At 38.6% G+C, this 19989-nt stretch carries 15 protein-coding genes; all 15 read left to right on the top strand.

Annotated elements, in window-relative coordinates; translation table 11 throughout:
* Window positions 1-10 precede the first annotated feature (10 nt).
* Window positions 11-1339 carry a type VI secretion system baseplate subunit TssK gene (gene tssK / locus BW139_RS03970; RefSeq protein WP_076918765.1) on the top strand — a complete coding sequence of 443 codons (1329 nt, stop codon included), beginning with the start codon at window positions 11-13 and terminating at the stop codon, window positions 1337-1339.
* Window positions 1340-1361: 22 nt separating this feature from the next.
* A complete protein-coding gene (tssL, locus tag BW139_RS03965; RefSeq protein WP_076918764.1) occupies window positions 1362-2642 on the top strand; it encodes a type VI secretion system protein TssL, long form in 1281 nt (426 codons plus the stop codon).
* Window positions 2643-2652: 10 nt separating this feature from the next.
* A complete protein-coding gene (gene tssM, locus BW139_RS03960; RefSeq protein ID WP_076918763.1) occupies window positions 2653-6162 on the top strand; it encodes a type VI secretion system membrane subunit TssM in 3510 nt (1169 codons plus the stop codon).
* Window positions 6144-6872, top strand: a complete 729-nt coding sequence (tagF, locus tag BW139_RS03955) for a type VI secretion system-associated protein TagF (RefSeq protein ID WP_076918762.1) — start codon at window positions 6144-6146, stop codon at window positions 6870-6872. The genes tssM and tagF overlap by 19 nt, the downstream gene beginning before the upstream one ends.
* Window positions 6865-7662: a PP2C family serine/threonine-protein phosphatase gene (locus tag BW139_RS03950; RefSeq protein ID WP_076918761.1), complete on the top strand. Its 798-nt coding sequence runs from the start codon at window positions 6865-6867 to the stop codon at window positions 7660-7662. The genes tagF and BW139_RS03950 overlap by 8 nt, the downstream gene beginning before the upstream one ends.
* 203 nt (window positions 7663-7865) lie before the next feature.
* The gene (gene tssA / locus BW139_RS03945; protein ID WP_076918760.1) at window positions 7866-8981 is read left to right on the top strand and encodes a type VI secretion system protein TssA; all 1116 of its coding nucleotides are present in this window, start codon (window positions 7866-7868) and stop codon (window positions 8979-8981) included.
* Window positions 8982-8996: 15 nt separating this feature from the next.
* Window positions 8997-9500, top strand: coding sequence for a type VI secretion system contractile sheath small subunit (tssB, locus tag BW139_RS03940; RefSeq protein ID WP_010389380.1), 504 nt, complete (start codon window positions 8997-8999; stop codon window positions 9498-9500).
* Complete coding sequence (gene tssC, locus BW139_RS03935) at window positions 9497-10987, top strand: type VI secretion system contractile sheath large subunit (protein WP_076918759.1); 1491 nt, start codon at window positions 9497-9499, stop codon at window positions 10985-10987. The genes tssB and tssC (BW139_RS03935) overlap by 4 nt, the downstream gene beginning before the upstream one ends.
* 37 nt (window positions 10988-11024) lie before the next feature.
* Entirely contained in the window at window positions 11025-12551 is a 1527-nt protein-coding gene (gene tssC, locus BW139_RS03930; RefSeq protein ID WP_076918758.1) for a type VI secretion system contractile sheath large subunit, read from the top strand.
* A gap of 2 nt (window positions 12552-12553) precedes the next feature.
* Window positions 12554-13333 carry a type VI secretion system accessory protein TagJ gene (locus BW139_RS03925; RefSeq protein WP_010389372.1) on the top strand — a complete coding sequence of 260 codons (780 nt, stop codon included), beginning with the start codon at window positions 12554-12556 and terminating at the stop codon, window positions 13331-13333.
* Between the two features lie 15 nt (window positions 13334-13348).
* Window positions 13349-13834 (top strand): type VI secretion system baseplate subunit TssE, encoded by a 486-nt coding sequence (tssE, locus tag BW139_RS03920; protein WP_010389371.1) that lies wholly within the window; start codon window positions 13349-13351, stop codon window positions 13832-13834.
* Window positions 13831-15657, top strand: a complete 1827-nt coding sequence (tssF, locus tag BW139_RS03915) for a type VI secretion system baseplate subunit TssF (RefSeq protein WP_076918757.1) — start codon at window positions 13831-13833, stop codon at window positions 15655-15657. The genes tssE and tssF overlap by 4 nt, the downstream gene beginning before the upstream one ends.
* Entirely contained in the window at window positions 15654-16643 is a 990-nt protein-coding gene (gene tssG, locus BW139_RS03910; RefSeq protein ID WP_076918756.1) for a type VI secretion system baseplate subunit TssG, read from the top strand. Before tssF ends, tssG begins: the two co-directional genes overlap by 4 nt.
* A gap of 22 nt (window positions 16644-16665) precedes the next feature.
* A complete protein-coding gene (gene tssH, locus BW139_RS03905) occupies window positions 16666-19284 on the top strand; it encodes a type VI secretion system ATPase TssH (protein WP_076918755.1) in 2619 nt (872 codons plus the stop codon).
* A gap of 220 nt (window positions 19285-19504) precedes the next feature.
* A complete protein-coding gene (locus BW139_RS03900) occupies window positions 19505-19984 on the top strand; it encodes a type VI secretion system tube protein Hcp (protein ID WP_010389365.1) in 480 nt (159 codons plus the stop codon).
* Window positions 19985-19989 lie beyond the last annotated feature (5 nt).

The following is a 19989-nucleotide window of genomic DNA, read 5'->3' as shown; positions in this document are numbered from 1 at the left end:
ATTTTTAAAAATGGGTGATAACACTCGTGTTGCTTGGACTGAAGGGATGTTTTTAAGACCTCAGCACTTTCAACAAGCAGATAAGTATATTTCCAATGTTATCAAGCAAGTATGCAGTGGCAATCTTGCTGATCCATGGGGGATAATCGATATAAGTATTGATAATGAATTGCTTAACAGCGGGCAGTTTGCTGTGGACTCATTATCAGCAATCACTCCAGATTTATTACCAATAGATATGCCTCAATCAACGTCATTACCAGAACCGCTAGTGGTTAATAAAGATGTTTTTGATGAAGTTGTTTATCTTGCCATCCCTGCGCTAAAAAATAGCGGGATTAATATATCTTCAGCCGACGATAATACAGTGACTCGCTATAAACTCAATGACCTGTCAGTGAGTGATGATTTATTAGGAGCGCAGTCTCAAGAAATTATTCAAGTTGCGAAAGTGTATAGCAAATTGATGCTGTCTTCTGATGATCATTCAGGCTATATCGTACTGCCTTTGGCGAGAATTATAGATGTGAGCAGTGAAGGGCAAATAAAATTAGATGCCAAGTATATTCCTCCATCTTTAAAGGTAGGGCAATGTAAACCTTTATCAGGGTTAGTTAGAGAAATTGGTTCAATGATAAAGCAACGCGCTGAAAGCATAGCCGCCAGACTCAGTCAAGGCTATGCAGGAAGCACCTCAGTTGCCGATTTTATTATGCTGCAAACACTAAATAAGTATGATGCGATATTTAATAACTTGCTTAGTGTCAATAGTTTACACCCTAATGTATTTTATAGTCGTTTAATTGAGCTGGCGGGCGAGTTATCAACTTTCAGCACGGCCAATAAAAGAGTGCCTAAATTACCTAATTATGACCATACTAATTTAGGGCAGGTATTTAATGAAGTAGTTAACTTTTTATACCAGTCGTTAAGCCATGTTATTGAGCAAACAGCAACTGAAATTAAACTTGAGCAAAGCAAATTTGGTATTTCTTTTGGTGCGCTAAAAGACAAGTCTATTCTCAATTCAGCTCAATTTGTTTTAGCAATTAAAGCCAGTGTGCCCCATGAAGAATTAAGAAAAATTCTACCTTCGCAAATTAAAATTGGCAGTGTAGAAACTATTCGAGATTTGGTAAATAACCAAATTCCAGGTATTACGATTAGCAATTTACCAACAGCACCAAGACAAATTCCTTATCATGCTGGTTTTCATTATTTTGAATTAAATAGGCATGGTGAGCATTGGGATAAATTACGTTCCAGTGGGGGAATTGCTATTCACCTCTCAGGAAGCTACCCAGAGCTGCAATTAAGCCTCTGGGCGATAAGAACTTAACTTTTTAAAAGGAAGAGTTTCAATGGACGAAACCATTATCAAACCACGCCCAGGTAGACTAGGCCGAAACACGCCAAGTAGTAATCCGGCGCAAAATGACGCTGATAAAACAGTGATGTCGGTCGAGCCACCTTCTTCAAAACCGCTGGGTAGTAGCAAAGTATCGATATTTAAAAATCCTTTGTTAGAAGCGGCAACTGATTGTTTTTCTCTTGTAATTTCAATTAATCAATCGCTTGAAATGAGCAACCTCGCAGCGCTTAAGCATCGTTGTGTTGAGGCTATCAAACGATTTGAGGTGGAAGTTCGCAATCAGCACTTATCAAAAGAAGTGATCAATAATTCGCGCTATTGTTTGTGCGCCATTCTTGATGAGTCTGTATTGAACTCAAAATGGAGCTCAATGGAATGGGCTGATGAAAGTCTGCTTTCTACCTTTCATAAAGAAACATTCGGCGGTGAATATTTTTACACGCTACTTGATTCAGGACTAGCTCAACCTGAGAGAAATCAACAATTTTTAGAGTTGCAATATCATTGCTTGAACTTAGGATTTAAGGGTAAATACCGCCTAGGTGCCGGTGGTGATACAAAAATTGAAGATTACCGTTCACAACTTTATCATTTATTAAACCAGCTTAATGGGCCAATCAACAACAACCTGTCTCCAAACTGGAAGCAGAGAGTGGCGGCTGGTGTTGAACTGAGAAATCAAGTCCCACTGTGGGTCATATTTTCTGTATTGGGACTAATATTATTGATGATTTATTTATCGATAAATATGAAGCTGAATAATGATGTTTTTGCGGTTAATGAAAAACTAGCTGGTATTCACCCCTTAGCAGTCAACCAAACGGTTGATAAAAAAGATCAGCAGTTACGTGTGCTTGAACAGTTGCTGCAAACAGAGATTAAAATGGGGATTGTCGCCGTTGCTAAAAACTCTGACGGGATCCGCATTACAATTAATAGTGAAAACTTGTTTAAGCAAGGAGACGCACAACTTCTCCCTTCATTCCAGCCTATTTTAGAAAAGTTAGCGTTAAGCCTAGAAGGAACTAAAGGGCGAGTCCTCATAACAGGTCACACAGATGACTTACCAATTAGCACTGATAAGTACCCTTCTAATTGGCATCTATCTTTAGCTAGAGCAACACAGGTTGCTAATTTAATGGCTAAAAGCACCAACTTGAGCGGTCGTCTATGGCCAGAAGGAAAGGGCGCAGCAGAGCCTATCGCCAGCAATTCAGATTCAGCTTCTCGGTCGTTAAACCGCAGAATTGAAATCGATCTATTATTTTAATGAGGCTGTAATGAGTTTCTCACAAAAATTTAAAAAAATAACCTACGCACTAACGTCTCGAACCGCTATGCTAATTATCGGTTTTTTAGCCTTGTCATTATTAATTTGGTTTGGTGGCCCTTTAATTGCGGTTGCAGATTATGTACCGCTTGCCGGTGTTGCAGCAAGACTACTAACTATTTTATTTATACTACTTGTTTTTTCTGTGACTAAAATTTATCGCCTTATGCAGCAAAGCAAACGTGATGAAAAAATGGCAGATGAGCTAATAGATAACAACGATGCAAATAGTAGTGAAGTTAATGAAGAAATAACCACCTTAAAAACCAGAATGAATGAAGCCATAGATTTACTCAAAGACGTAAAACTATTTAAAGGTAAAAATATATACCAGTTACCTTGGTATATCATGATTGGTCCACCTGGCGCAGGTAAAACAACGGTTATTCATAATTCAGGCCTAGATTACCCATTAAAGGATAAGCTTGGAGTTGATTTAGTGCATGGTGTTGGTGGTACGCGCAATTGTGATTGGTGGTTTACCAATAAAGCGGTATTAATCGACACCGCTGGTCGTTACACAACGCAAAGTAGCCACGCTAAACATGACTCTAGAGCATGGGAAGGCTTTCTTGGCTTACTAAGAAAGCATCGGCCATTACGCCCTATAAATGGGGTAATGATCAGTATGGGTATTTCTGAACTTATGAGTCAGACAAAAACTGAGCGAAATCTTCATGCGCGTGCTATAAAACAACGCCTTCAAGAATTACAAAACCAGCTTGGTATGACATTTCCTGTCTATGTTATTTTTTCTAAAGTAGATTTAATTGAAGGATTCAGGGAGTTCTTTGGCGAACTTACAGAAGAAGAATGTGAACAAGTTTGGGGGATCACCTTTGAGCTTGATTTAGATAAAGATACTCAAGTCGATGCATTCAACAAAGAATTCCATGCTTTAATTTCTAAACTTACAGAGATGTTGAACCGCCGACTGATCAACGAGCGTAATGAAGCTATTCGAGCTAAAATCTTTGAATTCCCCAGACAGCTACGTGTGCTACAAGGGGTAGCTGATGACTTCTTAAAAGAGATTTTTACTCCTAACGCTTATGAAGAGTTACCTATGTTCAGAGGCGTGTATTTAACCAGCGCAACTCAAGAGGGTACCCCTTCAAGCTTTTTAAATGATGCTAGTGCAGGTAAAACCGATTATATAAACCAATCTAAAAGTTTTTTTATTAAAAACGTTTTAGAGAGCGTTATTTTTCCTGAGCAAAACTTAGCAAGCACTAACAAACATCATGATAAGCAAAATAAGTGGCTTCGTGTTGCTAGTGTATCACTTGCGTGCATTGCTTTACTTGGTTTTTCAATTTCTTGGTATTTTAGCTTTGCATGGAATAGCAACTTAATTGATGCCACAGATGAAGCAATTACTACATACCAAGAATTAGACTCATCGTCTTTTGACAGAAATAATTTACTGGTACTAAATGACCGATTAAATGCATTAAGAAACCTACCAGCAACTAATGCTCAATTTATTGATCCTGAGGATGCATCTTCAGTTGGCTTTAATAAACTTACTGAAATTAAAGCGTCTTCTGCTAATGCCTATAAACGTTCTTTACAAACCTATTTAGAACCTTTTATTGCCAACACGTTAATAAAAGAAATGGAAGCTCATCCTGAGCATCTGAGTTATTTATATGAAACGCTGAAATGTTATTTAATGCTATTTAATCCTGAGTATTTCGAAAGTGAAGATATTACGGTCTGGTTTAGTGCTTATTTAGATAGAAATTTACCCGGTGATTTGAACATGCAGACGCGTACTGAGCTGATGAATCATATTGCTGCATTGTTAAAAGAGGGCGTTACACAAACTGAAATAGACAATCAGGCGGTTAGAGTAGCTCGTGCAGAACTTACTAAACTACCAATTGCAGAAAGAGCATACCAACGACTTCAAGCTGATTTTCTTGATAGCAGTATTCCGCCTTTCAGATTAACCGATATTATTAGCTTTGAAAGTGCGCAAAAATTTACTTTTCGTAATAATGGAGATTTAACGCGCAGTATTCCGGGGTTATACACTTTTAACGGCTTCCATGGCATTTTTAATATTGAAAAAGGAAAAATGCTTGGCAACTTAATGGCCAGTAGCTGGGTGTATGGTCAAGAAGCCTCTGGCACGTATGATATTTCTAAAGCAGAGATAGAAAAGAAGCTAGAGCAACGTTATTTTCAAGATTATATCTATTATTGGCAGTCGTTTTTAGATGACTTGAGCCTTAATCAATACAGCTCACCTGCTGAGGGTGTGAATATTACTGATGTATTAGCAGGTTCAGAAGCGCCAATAAAAAATATCATCAATGCAGTTAAAAAGAATGTTCAACTAACTAAGCTACCTGTCTCAGAAAACCAAAAGGTAGCAGGGGATATTGCGGCTAATGCCGCTAAAGTTGCGATGCAAACGAAAGCAAATCGAATTAAACGCTTTTTACCTGACGAAGCGCCTAAGTTTGAAGTCGAGCTACCGGGCTATCAAGTTGAAGAGGCGTTTGAAGACATTATCGATATAGATATTCAGCAGCTTGATAATATTCAGAAAAACTTAAGAGAGTTGAATATTTATCTGACAAAACTTGATAGAGGCGATCAGCTAAAATACTCAATTAAAGATCAAATTAGTGGTAAGAGTAAACCCAGCTTTATTCGTCAATTAGAATACCAAAGTAGTGATTTGCCTTATCCGTTCAATAGTTGGTTACTAGATATAAGTAGAGATACTAGCAACATAACCAAAAATAGTGCCAACAGACATTTAAATGAAATTTGGAAAAGTAAAGTGTTGCGCGAGTATAACGCAGCAATTGTAGGGCGTTACCCATTTGCTCCGCAGGCAGAAAAAGAAGTTAGTATTAAAGACTTTACTCGCTTCTTTGGCCCTAATGGCACCATAGATAACTTTTTTAATAGCTATGTAGCTCCGAGTGTGGATATGAGCTCTAGCCCGTGGAAATTTGAAAAAGATATTGGTATTAGCAATAACACTTTAAAAATGTTTGAGCACGCTTTCAAAATTCAAACCGCATTTTTTGAACGTGGTAGTAATACCCCAAGAATTGAGTTTGGCTTACGTACTTTTAATTTAGATAAAACGGTATCTAGTTTTATGATTGAAATTGATGGTCAGTCAATGATTTACCGTCATGGTCCTCTTAAGGTTACAAACTTTGTATGGCCTGGCGCTAGTGGTCAAAGTAAAACCCGCGTTGTGTTTACACCGCCAAACGGTGGACGTTCAATTAACACAACTTATCAAGGAGAGTGGTCACTTTATCGAATGCTGGATGAGCTCAGTGAAAAGCGCAGCAAAACACGTCAAGATCTAGAGTTACATTTCTCTTTGATGGGTAACAACGCAAAAGTAGAATTACTGCCTAGCTCAATCAGGCATCCGTTTTGGAACAGCAGTGTAGAGAAGTTTTCATGTCCGACCCGATTGTAGATATTGGTTATCTTGGCAAGGTGCCTTGTTTAGGCGACTTTGTTCAAGATAATGTAACTAAAGAGTTTTCAGAGCATTGGGAGCAATGGCTGCAAGCTGCCATTGCTGTAAGTAAAGAGCAACTTGGTGATGTTTGGCAAGAAAGCTACCTAACTGGCCCTGTTTGGCACTTTGCTTTAAGCCCTAATATTGTGGGTGATACCGGCATTATGGGTACGTTATTGCCCAGTATGGATGCAGTAGGAAGGCACTATCCACTCACTGTGACTCGTGCAACTCATACTGCTCCGGTTGATGTGCTTCATTCTGGTGTTTTTTCATTAGAGTACGAAGATGCTGTTCTTAAAGTACTTGATGGTTCAGTGGACTTGTTCTCTTGGCGAAAAGAACTAGCCAGTACATTAAGTGAAGTTGCTGCAAATAAAAAGCAAGTAAGTTATGCAAATTCTGCTGATAAAAACAAACACGCGATTGCTTTAGAGTTTTCAGGGACTGAGTTAAGCGACCATATTTTACAAGATGCCATGCATGCGATTTTACATAAAAAATATGGAGATTATAGTGTTTGGTGGACACATGGTTCTTGCAACATAAAGCCGATGGTACTGATCACGTCAGCCTTACCGCCAGTTAATCAAGTAGCCGCTATGCTAGATGGACGTTGGAAGCATTGGGAATGGAATTACACACAGGTAAAAAATAGTGATTAGCAATTTAAGTACAAGTTATGCCATTACTCATAGAGGTGCAGTGAGGCAGCTTAATGAAGATGCGCACGTAGAAATTAACAGCCATAACTTATGGGTTGTGGCTGATGGTATGGGCGGGCATGAAGCGGGTGAAGTTGCTAGTCAATTAGTGGTTGATGTGATTAGAACTACCGTTGAAAAGCTCAGGTTAGAAGACTTAACCGTAAACCATATTGTTAAAGCCATAGAAGATGCAAATAAGCAATTAAATCAATATAGCGCTGAATACTTAAGTAATAAAACAGCAGGTAGTACAGTAACAGCTTTGTTTGTTAAAAATGAGCGCTATTACATATTATGGGCTGGCGATAGCAGAGCCTACTTATTACGTAATGGCAAACTAACTCAAGTTTCTCGAGATCATAGTCAAGTTAATGACTTAATTGACGAGGGAATGATTTCTGTTGAAGAAGCTAAAAGCCACCCATTATCTAATGTCATTACCCGTGCTGTGGGCGTAATGGATGAAGTGAAAGTTGATGTAATTGAGGGTGATATAAACAAAGGCGATATCTTTTTACTATGTTCTGATGGCCTCACCGGTGAATTATCAGATGAAGACATATGTTTGTCATTAGAGCCCAGTAGCATTATTGATTCAGGAATGGCTTTAATGCACTCCTCATTGGTTAGAGGGGCAAGAGATAATGTGACCTGTATTTTGGTTAAATATGATGATGTGGATGGTGACCAACAGATAGAATCTTGCCGTTTTGCTGATGAAGCGACAATACCGCTGTTCATAAAATAGCCGTTTCGACTTATTTTCACGTAATTGACAAAAAAAACTGTAAACAAATTAGGAACAATAAAGCTGTTATTTCAACTGTTTACAAAACAACAATAGCCAGCTTATCTGTATGATAGCGTCGATGCTTGTAATTTAATTTAAAGAATGTAATATTATTCCCGCTCTAAGATTTAGAGAATATGGATAATGTTTAGGACAATGGAATGTTTTTATTTGAAGAGTATATTTCCCCTATTTCAGATACTGAGTTTGCAGGTATTGATCCGCGCTCAGATGTCTCTCCAACGTCTACTTACTACGCCTTAAAAGATTTAAGAAACCAACTTCGTGCGGCTGAAAGAAATGCGCTAGTCGATGAAGAGGGAATTGCGTCACTTTCTCGAGATTGGCTTCCGCTACTTGAGCAATGCAGTGAGGCAATTAAAACCGAAAGTAAGGATATTGAATACCTAGCGTGGTTAATTGAAGGCTTATGTCGCGTTCATGGATTCAAAGGAATTGCGTTTGGCTTTAGCATTGCTAAGCACTTGCTGGAACATCATTTTGAGTCACTTTATCCAACACTTGATGATGGTGATGAAATTTCAGACAAAGTGTCTGCATTAGTTGGCTTAAATGGCAGTGCTGGTGAAGGTACGTTAATTATTCCAATTAAAAGTATATACATGACAGACAGTGTCAGTATGGATCCTTTTTCTTTTTGGGAATATCAGCAAGGTTATGACATTTCACGTTTAAGTGATGAAAAACGCGAAAAGAAGATAACTCAAGGTGCCGTTGATTTTGAACAGCTTGAAAAAAGCGCAGCCGAGACCAGTACCGAATTTTTTGTATCTTTAAAAAATGATATTGAAGATGCGATAGAAAAGTTTGCCGCTTTGAGTGAAGTTATGGATGAGGTGACGGGCGAGCCACAACCTACGTCTAATATCAAACAGGCTTTAGAAGTCAGCTTAGCTGCGGTAAAACATGTTGCAGCAGATAAACTTGAAGCAGCAAAAATTGCACTAGATAAAGCAAACGCTGAGCCTGAAGAGGAACTCGTTGAGGATGCGATTGAAACAGATTCAGCGCAACCTAAAAAGCGTGGCAGTGATGAGATTGATTCGAGAGAAAACGCAATAAAAAAACTTCAAGAAATTGCGACCTTTTTCAGAAAGACTGAACCTCATTCACCAATGTCTTATACGATAGAACAAGTTATTCGATGGAGCGAATTATCGCTACCTGAGTTATTAAATGAGTTAATTACAGATAGTGATGCTAGGACTGGGTACTTTAAGTTGTCTGGCATTAAGATCAGCGAAACTGAAACATAGTAAAAGGAGTTCTCAATGAGTATCCATGATAAGTTAAAACGAGTTCGTAAACCTAGAGTACATATCACTTATGATGTGGAAACTGAGGGTGCGGCAGTAAAAAAAGAATTACCCTTTGTAGTGGGTGTAATGGGCGATTTTTCTGGTGATAATACAGAAGCGCTTAAGCCACTAAAAGATAGACGTTTTATTCAAATTGATCGTGATAACTTTAATGATGTTTTAAAACGTATGAGTCCTTCTCTGCGTTTAAAAGTAGACAACACATTAACAGATGATGGTTCTCAGTTTGAAGTTAACTTGAACTTTAAGTCGATTGACGATTTTGAGCCTGCAGCGGTTGTAAATCAAGTCGAGCCACTACGTAAGTTGATGGAAACACGCAACAAACTGCGTGACTTAATGACCAAGATTGACCGCTCAGAAGAGCTTGAAAACGTACTTGAAGAAGTATTAAGCAATACAGCAAGCTTAGACTCGATGGCTAAAGAACTTAACTTAGAGGAGACTGATAAATGAGCACTGAACAATTAGCAACAGAATCAGAATCGGTATCAGAAGTAAGTTCTTCACTATTAGAGCAAGCAATTGGTGCGACCAAACAAACAGAGTCGAGCCGTGCTGAAGAATTACTAAAAACATTAACCGAAGAAGCATTAAAAGGCACAGTTCAATGGAATAAAAACATGACTGTGACGTTTAATGAAGCTATTCAGTTAATCGATCAAAAAATCTCAAAACAGCTAAGCGTAGTGATGCACTCAGATGAGTTTCAAAAACTTGAAGGCTCATGGCGCGGTTTACATCACTTAGTGATGAACTCTGAAACAAGTTCTACATTAAAAATTCGTGTTTTAAACATGAAGAAAAAAGAGCTACATAAAGACTTAAGTAAAGCCGTTGAGTTTGATCAAAGCCAAACCTTCAAGAAAATTTACGAGTCTGAATTTGGTACTCCAGGTGGTGAACCATATGGCACTATCGTAGGTGACTTTGAATTTACTAATCACCCTGAAGATGTTGAAACATTAAGCTTAATGTCTAATGTGGCTGCAGCTGGATTCTGTCCATTTATTGCTGCGTCTTCACCGTCTTTATTTGGTTTTGATAATTGGGAAGAACTTACTAAACCACGTGATTTAGAAAAAGTATTTGAATCACTAGAATACACTAAATGGCGCTCATTTAGAGACAGCGATGATTCACGCTTTGTGTCATTAACAATGCCGCGTTTCCTTTCGCGTTTACCATATGGTGCCGCTTCAAAACCTGTTGAAGAGTTCAACTATGAAGAGTTTGAAGTTGAAGCACAAGATGGCCGTTCAGTAAGTACTGATAATAGTGATTACTGCTGGAGTAATGCTGCATACGCTATGGCAACCAACATGACCGCTGCGTTTTCTCAATACGGTTTCTGTACTGCTATTCGAGGTGCTGAGGGTGGCGGTAAAGTGGAAGGTTTACCGACGCACATATTTACGAGTGATGATGGTGACCCAGATCTTAAGTGTCCAACAGAAATTGGCATTACAGATCGTCGTGAGGCAGAGTTAAGCCAGTTAGGTTTCTTACCTTTATGTCACTATAAAAATACTGATTATGCTGTTTTCTTTGGCGGTCAAAGCTGTCAAAAACCAAAAATTTACTCAACGCCTGATGCCACGGCTAACGCAGCTATTTCAGCGCGTTTACCATACTTAATGGCAACTTCTCGCTTTGCGCATTACTTAAAAGTAATGGCACGTGACAAGATTGGTAGCTTTATGGAAGCCGAAGACGTTGAATCATGGTTAAACCGTTGGATCCTGTCATATGTAAATGCGACAGAGGGCGGTGGTCAAGACATTAGAGCACGTTACCCTCTTGCAGATGCAAAAGTATCTGTAAAAGAGATCCCAGGTCAACCTGGTGCCTACAACGCTGTTGCTTGGTTGAAACCTTGGTTACAAATGGAAGAACTAACGTCTTCTTTACGTCTTGTAGCTAAAATCCCAGAGATCGGTTAATAATACCGCTCTCTCGCATTAAGGATGATGCAATAGAATGAATCACGAAGAGTTTTCATTTATAAATCAAGACTTCACTTTTCAACAAAAGTCACAGTCTCGAATTAGTGATAATGACGCTTTGCTTGATAGGTTTTTAAATGAAAAAAACCTAGATAAAGCGTTATTGTTATGGCTTGAAGGCTCTTCTGATTCTCCCCTTTCTTGGAATAAGGAGTCTTTAAGTCCTTATTTACAACGTGTAATTATTGAACTCGATCAGCTTATTTCATCGCAACTCAATCACATAATTCATGCAGATAGCTTTCAACGTTTAGAAGCTAGCTGGCGTAATCTATGGTGGTTATTATTACAAACAGAGCAACAAGACAAAGAAAAAAAAGTAAAAGTTAAATTGCTCAATTGTGATTGGTCAACGCTCTCAAAAGACGTGAACAAAGCGATTGATTTTGATCAAAGTATGTTTTTTCAGTTACTTTATCAAAACGAGTTTGACAGTGCCGGAGGCGAGCCTTTTGGTATTGTAATTGGTGATTACGAAATTAGTAATGGTTGCTCAGCAGGCACTATTTACAACGATATTGATACCATAAAAGAGGTATCAAGAACGGCAGCGGCTGCATTTTCTCCTTTTATCTGTTCGGCATCGGCTAATTTATTTGGTGCTGATAGCTTTTCAGATTTAGGTTATTACTCTGATTTATTTAATCAGTTTGAACAACCTGAATATATAAAATGGCAAAGTTTTAGAAAAATGGAAGAAGCGCGCTTCATGGGGTTTACCTTGCCTCATGTGTTAGTCAGGCCGCCTTATATTAATGATGGCAAACGCCATCAAGATTTTTACTTCAAAGAACAAATAAAAAACCCAGAAACAGATATGTTGTGGGGCAGTGCAGCGTATCAATTTGTATCAACAATAATTAGAGCTTACTGCGACAGCGGTTGGTTTGGTCACATTCGTGGTATAGAGCCAGGTAAAGTCTCTAAGGGATTAGTAACAGGGCTTGCTCGTGATAGCTTTGCAAACGATACCTACCAGAAAGAGGCAAAACCACCACTTGATTTATTAGTAACCAGTAAGTTTGAAAAGCAATTTTCTGAACTCGGTTTTATCCCAGCCTCTTCGGTTACAAATACGGAGCATATTGTTTTTTACAGTAATGCATCGGTTCAAAAAACAAAAAATTACGACTCAAGTGCTGCCAACATCAATGCGCGCTTATCGTCTATGTTGCAATACATTTTGTGTGTATCGCGCTTTGCGCACTATTTAAAATTATTAGCCCGCGATCGTGTCGGGTCTTACAGCACAGCACAGGCCTGTGAAAGAGACTTACAGGCGTGGATAAATAACTATACAACTGCGTCAGACTCCGCGTCTGAGCATATTAGAAGCAAATATCCACTGAGTAATGCAAAAATAAAAGTAAGTGAAAATAAAGCAAACCCGGGGCATTACTTTTCGGTTTTGCAGTTACAGCCCCACTTTCAGTTAGACCAAATGGTCTCGAGTATTAAGTTAATAACAGAGCTCAGTCCTCATCATAAAATAAAGGAATAATCATGAAAAAAATACACAGTTTAATTCGCGAGGGAAAACTTGCTGATGCTTTATTATGCTGCGCTACCGAGTTGCAAGATGAGCCTTTAAATTTTGACATTAGAAGTATTTATTCTGAATTACTTTGCATTAATGGCGAGCTTGAAAAAGCAGACAAACAACTCGACTTTATGGTGCAAAAGAACCCTGAGTTTGCTGTAGGTGCAGTTAACCTTAGGCATTTAATTCGTGCCCAACAATCGCGTGTAGATTTTTACCAAGGTAAAGGTATTCCTAAACTTTTTCATGAAGCCAACGAGCTAGATACCTTGTTTTTAAAAATGCATGTTGCTTTGCTTGAAGGTGAAACATCTGAAGCTGCCAGTCTTGCACAACAAATGGAAGCGCTTCGTTTGGAGAGTGTTGAAGACGAGCAATCAGCAATTCGAGATTTAGATGATAGCTTAAGTCCTTATTTAGAAGTGCTAGGCACGAATGGCGAATTTTACCTGGCAAACTTTAATGAAATTGAAACATTAAAGGTAGAACCTGTAACGTCATTATTAGAGGGTATTTGGTTACGCGTTGAAATTACCATTAAAGACGGTCCATCGGGTACCGCTCACTTGCCACTGGTTTACGCAAACTCAAATACAGATCTAGAAAAGCTAGGCCAAGTATCTGATTGGGAAGAGCTGCAAGATGAATTTATTGTAGGCAAAGGAATGAAAATGTTGTTTGTCAATGATGAAGCCATCACTGTTCCAAACCTTAAAATAAACGCCCTAGAAACCGCTGAGTAAGCATAGTAAATAATTATGATAGAGCATAAGCAGCAGCTTCAAGCATCCATTTTAGATAGGCTCATTGACGATGAACCAGACTTTCAGGATGCCCCATCTCGTACTGAGGGGATCAGCATTAGTGAGCTTAGAAAAAATGTGCGTAGAGACATAGAAGCGTTGCTTAATGCGCGAATTCAATGGCACACGTGGCCTGCACAGTATGCAGAGTTAGCAACATCCTGCTTATCGTATGGCTTACCTGACTTTTCGAGTATGTCGGTGAGCTCTCACGAAGGGCGGGCACTGCTATGTGAAACCGTTAGAAATACAATTTTGAAATTTGAGCCTCGGTTCATTGAAGTTGAGGTATTTACTGACGATGAAGTACCCGTAAATAGAGTATTAAACTTGCGAATAAACGCTTTACTATATGCAGATCCAGAGCCTGAGTTTATTAGCTTTGACTCTGAAGTTGAGCCTGTGAACTTAGGGATGAAGATTATTGAGGCTTCTTTATGAACGATGAATTATTAAAATATTACAATCGTGAATTGGCGTTTGTTCGTCATATGGGTAAAGACTTCTCTGAAAAATACCCTAAAGTTGCAGGGCGATTAAAGCTAAGCGATGATCATATTGAAGACCCTCATGTATCTAGATTAATTGAATCGTTCGCATTTTTAACGGCTAATATTAGGCAAAAGTTAGATGATAGCTTTCCTGAGCTTACTGATGCTTTATTAGGGCAAATGTTACCTGACTATCAAGCGCCTATTCCTTCAATGTCGGTGGTTAAATTAGAGGCTGAAAACCTGTCCACCACGGGCGTGGTCATTCCAAGAGGCAGTGAAGTTGAAACCAATGTTGAGTCAATGAAGCAATGTAAGTTTCAAACCTGTTATGAAACTTATTTATGGCCTGTTGAAATTACCAGTGCGCAATTTGATAACAGTCCTTTTGTGGCACCAAAACCACGTTGGCATGAGAAAGCAAAGTCAATTTTCAAACTTGAGCTAACCGGTGAATACCCGGGTGTATCACTGGCTGAAACTGGGCTGGAAAAATTACGATTATTTATAAATGGCCAATGGCATCATACGCTTAAAGTGTATGAATTATTGTTTAAGCACGCTATTGGCATTGCTTTTGATAATGGTGATGAGGGTATAAAGTACCTTTCTAAAACTCAACTTAAAGCGGTTGGCTTTGATGCAAATGAAGCGGTTGTACCGTATTCGCAGCGATCAAGTGCCGGCTATCGCTTACTCGTCGAAAACTTTACCTTTCCTGAAAAGTTTCGTTTTTTTGAACTTGAAAATATTTACTCATCGTTGCCTAAAAATTCTAATAAATGCACAGTGTATATTTATCTTGATGCTGAATCTTCAGAGCTTGAAAAGCAAGTAGACAAAGACATGTTCTTGATGGGGTGTACGCCCATAATTAATATGTTTGAACAAGAATTAGAACCTATTCGCCCTGAGCTGAGCGAATACGAATACCAATTAACGCCGCGTTATATGGACTCTGAGATTTCAGAAGTAATTGGTATTTCAGAAGTAATTGCCTTTGACCATAAGGGAAATAAACAAATAGTTTGTCCGTTTTATGGACAAACGCATCCACGATACCAAGGCCACGATGATTTGTTTTGGCATATCCGCAGAGAAACTGCCTCATGGGCAGGGGGTTATGTTGAGTCAGGCACCGAATCGTTTCTATCATTGGTAGATGCACGATTTGAAAATAGCGCTATGGATTATGCTGAAGGGAACACGGTCCTAACCGTACGTGCTAATTGCAGTAATCGAAACCTCCCTGCGAGCATGCCTTTTGGAGACGATGAGCTAGGCTTATTAATGCCAGAGCGCGGCGATGTAATTAAAAAAATTAGATGTTTAATTCCATTTACTCATGCAGTTAGACCGATATTAGCCGATGCAACTCGTTGGCAATTAGTTAATCATTTAACGCTCGACGCGTTTAGTGGAGATGATGCATGTAATAAGCTTAAAGAAGTGCTACGCCTTTATGACTTTAGAGCATCTCCGCAAACAAAAGGCCTTATTGATAATATTTACCGTGTGGTTGTAGAACCCGCAACGGCTCGTGTTGTGCAAAAAGGGCGAGTAAGCTTTGCAACGGGAAGTGAAATTGAAATTACCTTCGCCAATGATGACTTTTCAGGTAGTGGCATGTTTTTCTTTGCCTCTATCCTCGATCATTTCTTTGCGCAATTTGCAGCAATTAATAGCTTTACTCGCGTTAGTTTAAGGCTAAAAGAACAAGAGCAAGTGTATTACCAATGGCCTGCGCGAGTTGGGGAAAGCCCGTTAATATGATCCAACATATTATTTCTCAAGCGTCACAAGTTGACTTTTATAAAGCAGTTTTCATTATAGAAAACCAGCTGAAAAAGCATGGCTTGGAGTATCGCTACGTAGGGTATGACAGTAGTCCAAAGCAAGAGTTAATTAAGTTTACCGCAACTCAAAAATTTGGTTACCCAGGTAACGCTATCACAAAATTAGAACAAGCAAGCTTTGAGGATGGCTTACATAAAGTCAACATGCAGATCTCTTTTATGGGACTAACGGGCTGCTCGGGCGCTTTGCCTCAATTTTATAGCGAACTAGTGATGCAGCGTCTTCGCTATAAAGATACAACTATGCGCGACTTTTACGACATGTTTAATCACCGTTTGGTGTCTTTATATTATCGAGCGTGGAAAAAATATAAACCGTGTTTAAATCATGTAAATAAAGATAAAAACAAAGACCCATACACGCAAATATTAGGGCTTTTAAGCGGCGGTTATGATGAACATCAGTTGCACTTTTCAGGCCTTTATAGCCGAAAAATTCGCAATGCTTTTGACTTAAAAAGTGTACTGAGCTCATATCTTGGCTGTGATGTTGTCATTAAACAAATGATAGGTAAGTGGCACGATTTGAAGCCACAAGAGCAAACATGTTTAGCAAGTGAACGCCTTTATGAGGGACAACATGCCCGCTTAGGTGTTGATACGGTAATTGGTAAAAAGATATGGGATATTTCTTCTAATATCGAGATCCATATCAGTACCCGCGATTTTGATAAAGCAAAATCCTTGTTACCTAAAGGCAAGTTATTTGAATTAGCTAAAAAAATTGTCAAAGACTATGCCGGCAATGCTATTTCATTTCGACTTGTTATTGAGTCAGATTTTCAACAACTTGATGCGGTGCAGCTGTCAAAAAGTGAATGCCAACTTGGCGCAAATAGCTTTTTAATGGCGAGTAAAAACACCCCTAAATTTAACCCTACTAAGTTATCGTTTAAAGGATAATTAAAATTAAAAGGAACTGTGTATGTCAACGATGACATTAAATAAATTAGTTGAGAAACTAAGCCCAGATTGTAGAAAAAGCTTAGAAGCAGCGGTCGCAATTTGTAATAGCCGCAGCCATTTTACGGTCGAGTTAGAGCATTGGTTGTTAGCTATGATTGAGCAGCAACTTGACGATGTTAGACTCATATTCAGTGCCTTCGACATTGATATTGATCAGGTTAAGCAAGATTTAAATCAATCATTAGAGTCATTTAAAACAGGTAGTGATTCGTCTCCTAGTCTGTCGGTGCATGTTACTACTTTACTTAGACAGTCATGGTTAAGCACCAGTATAGAATTTACCGATGAGCAAATTCGTAGTGCTTACGTTATTTACACGCTTACAAAAGACGATACCTTGTCTAGTTTAGTAACGCGTTGTAGCAAGCTTTTCAATAATATAGAACCTGGACAACTACTACATGCATGGCCTGAAATTGTTGCCCAATCGCAAGAACGTAATACTACCACTGCAAGTGCTAAAGCACCTGCAAATGGTTCATCTAAAACACCAAGCTTAGATCAATTTACCGTAGATTTAACCGCTCAAGCAAAAGCGGGAAAAATAGACCCAATTTTAGGTCGTGATTTCGAAATACGTCAGATGGTAGATATTTTAACTAGACGTCGTCAAAACAATCCAATATTAACGGGTGAAGCGGGTGTAGGTAAAACCGCTGTCGTTGAAGGTCTTGCCCTTAGAATCGCTCAAAAAGACGTACCTGCAGTATTACAAAACGTTAAGTTGCACAGCCTAGATTTGGCTTTGCTGCAAGCGGGTGCGGGCATGAAAGGTGAATTTGAAAATCGTTTGAAGTCGCTAATTAATGAAGTTAAAAACGCTGTTGATCCTGTGATTCTTTTTATAGATGAAGCTCACACTATGATTGGTAGTGGCGGACAAGCGGGTCAAAATGATGCTGCCAACTTACTTAAGCCTGCTCTAGCAAGAGGGGAGTTACGCACTATTGCAGCAACAACGTGGGCTGAATATAAAAAGTTTTTTGAAAAAGATGCTGCACTAACACGTCGCTTCCAAGTGGTTAAAGTTGAAGAGCCAACACCAGAAAAAGCGGTTGCTATGCTACGTGGTTTAGTTCCTGTGATGGAAAAACATCATAAAGTGTTTATTTCAGAGCAAGCACTTGAAAGTGCAGTGCATCTATCGCACAGATACATTACTGCGAGACAACTTCCTGATAAAGCCGTTGCATTGTTAGATACGGCATGTGCTCGTGTTGCTATGAGTCAAGCATCGACACCTAATGCGATTGAGCAGTTAATTAACAGGCTTAGTGAAATTGAAGCGCAAGTTTTAATGCTAAATCGTGAGCAAAAAACTGGTTTAGATCACAGTGAACAATTATCAACGCTTAAATCTGAACTAGTTGAGATTGAACAGCAACTGGAACCATTAAATGAGCAGTTCAATGTTGAGAAGGATATAGTTGCCGAGTTAAACCAAGCGCTAGAATCGATTAACACCAACGATGCTGACTCTTCTGCTGAAGTACTTGAGCAGTTAAAAGAAAGCAAGCTTAAGTTAGCCTCGTATGAGCATAATATGGTGCATTGGCAAGTTGATGAAGAGTTGATTGCACAGGTTATTTCTGATTGGACTGGTATTCCTGTTGGTAAAATGCATGAAGATGAAATTCATGGCATTTTAAATTTAGCTGAGCAAATGAAACAACGTGTAGTTGGCCAAGATCATGCGCTTGAACTTATGGCTAAAGTGGTACAAACCTCCCGTGCTCAACTTGCAGATGAGAGCCGTCCTAATGGTATATTTATGTTGGCAGGCCCAAGCGGTGTGGGTAAAACAGAGACCGCACTTTCACTAGCACAAGAAGTGTATGGCAGCGAAGATAACGTAACAGTAATTAACATGTCTGAGTTTAAAGAAGAGCATAAAGTGTCATTACTACTTGGCTCACCTCCAGGCTATGTTGGTTACGGCGAAGGCGGTATTTTAACCGAAGCAGTAAGAAGAAAACCATACAGTGTGGTGTTACTTGATGAAATGGAAAAAGCACATCCAGGCGTGCAAGATATTTTTTATCAAGTATTCGATAAAGGCACTATTAAAGACGGTGAAGGTCGCGATATCGATTTTAAAAACACCATCATTATTATGACCTCAAATGTGGGTACTGATACCACAATGAGTTTATTTGAAGATGAAGAAAGTAAGCCGAGTATTAAAGGCTTATTAAAAGCATTACAAGATGATTTATTAGGCGCATTTAAGCCCGCATTTTTAGGGCGAATTAATGTTATTCCTTATATTCCATTAAGTGATGAAATTCTTACCCAAATTGCAGCGCTGCAAATTAATAAAATAATTAAGCGTGTTAAAAAGCATTATGATGCGCAGTTAACTTATCAAGATGACGTGATTGAATACATTATTGCTAATTGTCAAAATGCCGGATCGGGTGCAAGAAATATTCACACTATATTACAGAATAAAGTACTACCACTATTGTCTGAAATTTTGCTTTCGAGCATGGTTGAAGGTGAAAAAGTAACATCTATCTCATTGTTAATTAAGGATAATGAGTTTGATGTCGAATTAACTAAAGTTAATTTAAAATAACCTGTTTTTAAGGTTGTTTCTTTAGTTTTAGCGCTTTATAATTCGTGTGTCTTATATAGAAACATGGAATTTTTGAGACATTGTCTTCATCTAGGGAAAGGAATTCTGAAGACCTTTTCATTGCTGTTTTAGAGATAATGATTTCAAGGAATTTTGGGTAACCAAAGTAAACGAATCCACATAATGGATAATATTGTTTAATAAAAAGGAGCATTATCAAATGCAAGCAAATACATATTTAAAATACGGTTCAATCAAAGGCGAAACTACTGCCGAGTCTTTCAAAGATTTAATTACAGTTTTATCTTTAGATTGGAACGTTAGCCGTGAAATTAGCTCAGCGACTGGTACAGCGATGGATCGTGAATCTAGCTCTACTCGTCTAGGCGACGTGACTATTACTAAACTTCAAGATAAAGCATCTCCGGATCTTTTCAAAGAAGCAACTATTGGTAAAGGTCTACCTGCTGTTTTTCATATCACTAAACAAGGTGATAAAGTTGAAGAAATCATGAAAATCGAACTTACAGATGCCATGATCTCTAGCTACTCAGTATCTGTTCAAAACGACCGTCCAATTGAAACAATCACTATCAGCTACACTGAAATGATGATGACTGTTACACCTACTGACGATCAAAACAACATCACTGCACCACTAGTATATGGTTACAGCGGTGTTAAAGGTCAACAAATGTAATATTT

Source organism: Pseudoalteromonas sp. SK18, from assembly GCF_001974855.1.
In the GTDB taxonomy this organism is placed as follows: domain Bacteria; phylum Pseudomonadota; class Gammaproteobacteria; order Enterobacterales; family Alteromonadaceae; genus Pseudoalteromonas.
Note: the sequence above shows the minus strand (reverse complement) of the source record. Positions and strands in the feature narration are given on the sequence as shown.

Coding starts and splice junctions, on each gene's coding strand:
- tssK (WP_076918765.1), top strand. CDS start 11: ATGGGTGATAACACTCGTGTTGCTTGGACTGAAGGGATGTTTTTAAGA.
- tssL (WP_076918764.1), top strand. CDS start 1,362: ATGGACGAAACCATTATCAAACCACGCCCAGGTAGACTAGGCCGAAAC.
- tssM (WP_076918763.1), top strand. CDS start 2,653: ATGAGTTTCTCACAAAAATTTAAAAAAATAACCTACGCACTAACGTCT.
- tagF (WP_076918762.1), top strand. CDS start 6,144: ATGTCCGACCCGATTGTAGATATTGGTTATCTTGGCAAGGTGCCTTGT.
- tssA (WP_076918760.1), top strand. CDS start 7,866: ATGTTTTTATTTGAAGAGTATATTTCCCCTATTTCAGATACTGAGTTT.
- tssB (WP_010389380.1), top strand. CDS start 8,997: ATGAGTATCCATGATAAGTTAAAACGAGTTCGTAAACCTAGAGTACAT.
- tssC (WP_076918759.1), top strand. CDS start 9,497: ATGAGCACTGAACAATTAGCAACAGAATCAGAATCGGTATCAGAAGTA.
- tssC (WP_076918758.1), top strand. CDS start 11,025: ATGAATCACGAAGAGTTTTCATTTATAAATCAAGACTTCACTTTTCAA.
- BW139_RS03925 (WP_010389372.1), top strand. CDS start 12,554: ATGAAAAAAATACACAGTTTAATTCGCGAGGGAAAACTTGCTGATGCT.
- tssE (WP_010389371.1), top strand. CDS start 13,349: ATGATAGAGCATAAGCAGCAGCTTCAAGCATCCATTTTAGATAGGCTC.
- tssF (WP_076918757.1), top strand. CDS start 13,831: ATGAACGATGAATTATTAAAATATTACAATCGTGAATTGGCGTTTGTT.
- tssG (WP_076918756.1), top strand. CDS start 15,654: ATGATCCAACATATTATTTCTCAAGCGTCACAAGTTGACTTTTATAAA.
- tssH (WP_076918755.1), top strand. CDS start 16,666: ATGTCAACGATGACATTAAATAAATTAGTTGAGAAACTAAGCCCAGAT.
- BW139_RS03900 (WP_010389365.1), top strand. CDS start 19,505: ATGCAAGCAAATACATATTTAAAATACGGTTCAATCAAAGGCGAAACT.